Origin of the sequence: Moorena sp. SIO2C4, assembly GCF_010672485.1 — a bacterium.
GTDB lineage: Bacteria > Cyanobacteriota > Cyanobacteriia > Cyanobacteriales > Coleofasciculaceae > Moorena > Moorena producens.
Genome location: NZ_JAAHGN010000485.1, coordinates 1 through 5,472 on the forward strand (window position 1 = coordinate 1; position 5,472 = coordinate 5,472).

General features: G+C 44.4%; 6 protein-coding genes. All 6 read left to right on the top strand.

What is annotated here, in order from left to right; genetic code table 11:
- Positions 1-716, top strand: a 716-nt coding sequence (arsM, locus tag F6K20_RS22555) for an arsenosugar biosynthesis arsenite methyltransferase ArsM (RefSeq protein WP_287296091.1), incomplete at its 5' end; no start/stop codon positions are given.
- An 84-nt stretch (positions 717-800) separates the two neighbouring features.
- Entirely contained in the window at positions 801-1,796 is a 996-nt protein-coding gene (gene arsS / locus F6K20_RS22560) for an arsenosugar biosynthesis radical SAM (seleno)protein ArsS (RefSeq protein ID WP_287266811.1), read from the top strand.
- An 80-nt stretch (positions 1,797-1,876) separates the two neighbouring features.
- Positions 1,877-2,182 carry an ArsR/SmtB family transcription factor gene (locus F6K20_RS22565; RefSeq protein WP_008190403.1) on the top strand — a complete coding sequence of 102 codons (306 nt, stop codon included), beginning with the start codon at positions 1,877-1,879 and terminating at the stop codon, positions 2,180-2,182.
- Between the two features lie 101 nt (positions 2,183-2,283).
- Complete coding sequence (locus tag F6K20_RS22570) at positions 2,284-3,138, top strand: phosphate ABC transporter substrate-binding protein (RefSeq protein WP_131826900.1); 855 nt, start codon at positions 2,284-2,286, stop codon at positions 3,136-3,138.
- Positions 3,139-3,443: 305 nt separating this feature from the next.
- Positions 3,444-4,301, top strand: coding sequence for a phosphate ABC transporter permease subunit PstC (gene pstC, locus F6K20_RS22575; protein WP_008190400.1), 858 nt, complete (start codon positions 3,444-3,446; stop codon positions 4,299-4,301).
- A gap of 100 nt (positions 4,302-4,401) precedes the next feature.
- Positions 4,402-5,250, top strand: a complete 849-nt coding sequence (gene pstA / locus F6K20_RS22580; protein ID WP_438941763.1) for a phosphate ABC transporter permease PstA — start codon at positions 4,402-4,404, stop codon at positions 5,248-5,250.
- Positions 5,251-5,472: the final 222 nt, after the last annotated feature.

Here is a 5,472-nt window from a genome sequence, read left to right on the forward strand (position 1 = left end):
GGGGTGTGATTGCTGTTGAGCCAGTTCAGGCCATGCGGGAGGCGGCTACCCGTAACCTGAAGATTGCTGCTCAAGACAATTCCTGGTTTGACCAGAGTTTTGTGGAAATTCGGGAAGGGGATGCCTTTGCCCTACCTATGCCAGATGATTCTGTAGATGTGGTTGCTCAGAATTGCCTATTCAACATCTTTGAACCGGCTGACCTGATGAAGGCACTCAAAGAAGCCTATCGAGTCTTAAAACCAGGTGGACGACTGTTAATGAGTGACCCCATTGCAACTCGTCCGATTCCACCCCATCTACAGGAAGATGAGCGGCTACGAGCTATGTGTCTGTCTGGTGCCCTCACTTATCAATCCTATGTCCAGCACTTGGTCAGGTCAGGTTTTGGTCAAGTAGAAATTCGAGCAAAGCGTCCCTATCGGCTTCTGGATTGCCAAAACTACAACCTCGAAGAACCCCTGCTGCTGGAAAGTCTGGATTCTGTTTCTTTCAAAGTTGTGATCCCAGAGGATGGACCATGTATTTTTACTGGCAAAACAGCAATTTACATGGGCGCGGAAGAGTTTTTTGATGACAATGCGGGACACATCCTCTCCCGTGGTGTGCCAGCCGCTGTTTGTGATAAAACAGCCGCGAAATTAGGAAAGGTCAATCCAGAAGAAATCTTAATCACCGATTCAACTTGGCACTATATTGGTGGTGGTTGTTGTTAGAGATCAAGGATAAAGTCTGTTCGCCGACGCTACGCGAACAGACTTTAGACTTAATAAGTCTCACAATCCCAAGGCGATAAAAATATGATTAAAACAGACGTTTTAGCTGTTACACCGTTCCGCAAAAAACTGCAAGCTCCCTTAAGTAAACAGCCAATCACGGTTTTACAAATTAATCTGGGGAAGCGTTGTAATCTAGCTTGTAGTCACTGCCATGTGGAAGCTGGTCCTAAGCGAACTGAAGAACTTTCTCCAGAAATTTGTGACCAGCTTATTAAGCTGATTTATCAGTTTCCTCAAATTAAGACCGTTGACTTGACTGGTGGCGCACCAGAGATGAACTATGGCTTTAAGCCCTTAGTTGAAGCAGCATACCAAACCGGAAAGGAGGTGATTGTTCGGTCAAATTTGACCATTTATTTTGAACCGGGATATGAGGATATACCTGACTATTTCGCTAAGCACCAATTACGAGTAGTGGCTTCTTTGCCTTGTTATCTGGAAGATAATGTAGATAAAATGCGCGGCCAGGGGGTTTACGATGGTTCGATTCGGGCGATTCAATGGCTGAATCGGTTGGGCTATGGGAGAAACCCCAAATTAATTCTTGATTTGGTCTACAATCCTTCGTTGCCACTGAGTGAAAAGTTTTCTCTCACTCCTAATCAGGTTAAGTTGGAGAAGGATTATAAAGTGTTCCTAAAAGAACAGTTTGATCTTGACTTCAACCAGCTATTTACAATTACCAATATTCCTGTTGGTAGAACAAAGTTTCATTTAAAACGCACCAAGCTATATGCTCCCTATATGGTGTTTCTAGAAAACAGTTTCAATGCCACTACGGTGGAGCATTTGATGTGTCGCAATGAACTGTCTATTGACTATTTGGGTAATGTCTACGATTGCGATTTTAATCAGATGGAAAATGTAGCAGCAACCTCTGGCACTGGAGAAAGGTTGACAGTTAGTAAACTTATCGAAGCAGGAAGTTTAGACATCATTGAGGAAATTCGCACTGCTTCCTATTGTTATGGCTGTACAGCAGGGTCTGGTTCCAGTTGTGGTGGTGCTTTGATTTGATCCAATCAGAGTTTTTTTTGATTATAATATGAATGGATTTTCATATCAATAATAATTCAACTGCTGACCAGTGCTGAATCATGAACTCAAAAAGTCCATCATCTCAAGCCTTCTGTGTCCGTAAGCTGAAAGTTTTAGCGGACAACACTCGTCTCACTGTTCTGGAAATCCTGATGGAAGGACCAAAACATGTTGGAGAGCTCAAGGCTGTTTTGGGAATAGAGCAAAGTCTGCTATCCCATCATCTCAGAGTTTTGCGGGATGAGGGATTTGTTAGGGCGACGCGAGATGGTAAGGCGGTGCTTTATCAGTGTTCGCTAACCATTCGGCAAGCCAATGGTAATAGAGCAATTGATTTGGGATGTTGTTGCCTCTGTTTTGATTAACAAAGTGCTGAGTAAGTGCTGAGTTTTGAGCTAAGCATTCAGCTGAATGCTTAGCTGAGCACTCTCACTAGTTTCTAGATAAGATGACTGACTGATGATTGATGAAAAATTTAACAACTCTCGCATCAATGTCTATGGGTTTAGTAGCTTGCTTTTGGCTACAATCCTGTGCCCAATCCCCAGAAGTAGCAACCCAATCAAGGGATCAGTTGCAGGGTAAGTTAGTTTTAACCGGTTCTAGTACAGTAGCCCCCCTGGCGTCGGAAATTGGCAAGCGTTTTGAATCAGAAAATCCTGGTGTACGGGTGGATGTGCAGACAGGAGGGTCGTCTCGGGGTATTGCAGATACTCGCCAAGGAGTCGCTGATATTGGGATGGTGTCTCGTGACCTCAAGCAGAGCGAGAAAGATCTGCAAGGGTTTGCGATCGCTCGTGATGGGATTGGCATTATCGTCCATAAAACTAATCCGGTGCAATCCCTAAGTAATGAACAGATTGTGGATATCTATCAGGGCAAAATAGATAACTGGCAAGATGTGGGAGGCAAAAGGGCACCAATTACAGTAGTTAACAAAGCTGAGGGTCGCTCTACCTTGGAGTTATTTCTCAAGTACTTCCAGCTTAAAAATAGTGAGATTAAGGCAGATGTGGTGATTGGGGATAATGAGCAGGGGATTAAAACAGTAGCGGGTAATCCTAATGGGATTGGTTATGTCTCCATTGGCACAGCAGAATATAGCAGCAAACAGGATGTTCCGATTAAATTACTGCCCGTTGCTGGAATAGCGGCAACCACAGAAAATGTTCAAAACGGCACATTCCCGCTATCTCGTTCCCTGACGTTAGTGAGCAAAACTATTCCGGTTGGGTTAGATAAAGCATTTATTGAGTTTTCGCGATCGCAAAAGGTACAAGACATTGTTAAAGAGCAAAACTTTGTCCCCCTCGAAGAATGAAGAATGAAGAATGAAGAATGAAGAATGAAGAATGAAGAATGAAGAATGAAGAATGAAGAATGAAGAATGAAGAATTATACCTTTGCTCCTTACCAATTCCCAATTCTAAATTCCCAATTCTAAATTCCCAATTCTAAATTCCCAATTCTAAATTCCCAATTCTAAATTCTAAATTCTAAATTCTAAATTCTAAATTCCCAATTCTAAATTCCCAATTCTAAATTCCCAATTCTAAATTCTAAATTCTAAATTCTAAATTCTAAATTCCCAATTCTAAATTCTAAATTCTAAATTCCCAATTCTAAATGCTCAATTTTTTTCGGAGTGATACTCTCCTGATCTCGATCCTACAAGGCTGTGCTGTGGTGGCTGGTGCTATCGTGGTGCTGATTCTTGTGTTCCTAATCACGGAAGCCCTGCCAGTATTGGGACAAGTGGGATTACTCCCCTTTTTTACCGATCCATCCTGGCATCCTGCGGAGAGTCTTTACAACTTCACCCCCATGCTTTGGGGTACCCTATTCGTCACGGCTGGGGCGATGGTAGTAGCCACACCCCTGGGCATTCTATCTGCAGTCTTTTGTCAGTATTACGCGCCTTCATCCATTGCTGGACTTTATCGACGGCTAATTGAATTGTTGGCAGGGATGCCCTCAGTTGTTTACGGATTCTGGGGTTTGGTGGAGCTAGTTCCCCTAATTGGACGCTTCCAACCACCAGGAGCCAGTCTTCTAGCTGGAATTGCGATTCTGACCCTGATGATTTTGCCAACTATTGCTCTGACCGCAGACGCTAGCTTTGCCAAAGTCGCTCCAGAATACCTAAAGGGAGCAGCGGCTCTGGGACTATCCCGCTGGGCAACAGTCAGAGGTGTTGTGTTTCCGGCTGCTAAGTCGGGGCTGTTTACTGGCTTGATTTTAGGAACAGGACGGGCGATTGGAGAAACTATGGCGGTGCTGATGGTGTGTGGCAATGTGGTGCAAATTCCCAAAAGCTTATTTGAGCCGATGCGAACTCTTACTGCCAATATCGCCTTGGAAATGGCTTACGCTATGGGCAATCACCGCTCAGCACTTTTTGTCAGTGGCTTGCTGCTGATGGCAATAATTTTGGTACTGGTAGCAATTGCAGAAATGATCAGCAAGGAAGGAATCTATGAGTAAGAATCCTACCAAAACCAAGCCACAAGCCACAACCGACAACCTGCAACCTGCAACCGACAACCGACAACCGACAACCGACAACTTCCAAGTTTCAACAGTGATGATTTGGGCGATCGCACTGTTCGTAACTGCTGTATTCCTCTGGATTTTGAGTGATATCGTCTGGCACGGTGTCGGACAAATTAACTGGGAATTCCTGACTACTGCACCAAAGAATGCTGGACGGGAAGGAGGGATTGGTCCAATTCTGGTTTCCACTGTCCTAATTTTGGGTGTATGTATGACCGTTTCTATTCCGATTGGAGTAGGCACAGCAATACTGCTAGCTGAGTTCACAGATACTAAGAGTATTTTCGGGCGTCTGGTTCGTCGTAGCTTAGATGTGCTAGCAGGGGTACCGTCGATTGTGTTTGGACTATTTGGCAATGCCTTTTTCTGCAAAACCCTAGGGCTAGGCTTTTCGATTTTATCTGGGGGGTTGACATTAGCCTGTATGGTGTTGCCAATCCTAATTCGATCAACAGAGGAAGGGTTTCGCGCCGTTAGTGATGATTATCGGCTTTCTGCCACTGCCCTTGGTTTATCCCGCACTACCACTCTCTGGAATTTGCTGTTACCAGCCGCAGCACCGGGACTAGTGGTGGGATTAGTGTTAGGGATAGGGCGAGCGATCGCTGAAACAGCAGCACTGATATTTACTAGTGGTTATGTGGATCGGATGCCAGAGTCTTTGCTCGATTCTGGGCGATCGCTCTCGATTCATATTTTTGATTTGTCGATGAATGTAACAGGGGGAAATGCTAATGCTTACGCCTCAGCTTTAGTGTTGCTAGTGTTGTTGTTGCTGATTAATGGTACAGCAGCATGGATGGCTGAGTATTGGTTGCATCGGAGGGTGGAGTCTGTTTGTAAGCAATCAGCAATCAGCAATCAGCAATCAGCTTTTTGAATAAAATAAGCTGATTGCTGACGGCTTACCTAATTACTAATTAACAATTATAGCGTTTCTCGTAGCTATGAGGTACACATTATTTTTGCCCTCTTCCCACTTCCGACTTCCCTCTTACCTGCTCCGTTCGCGTAGCGTGGCCTAAGGCCTCAGTCCCTGCTCCCTAAAACCCAGATATTTGTACCTCACAAGTCTTAGAATTGCTAGAACATTAACAATTCC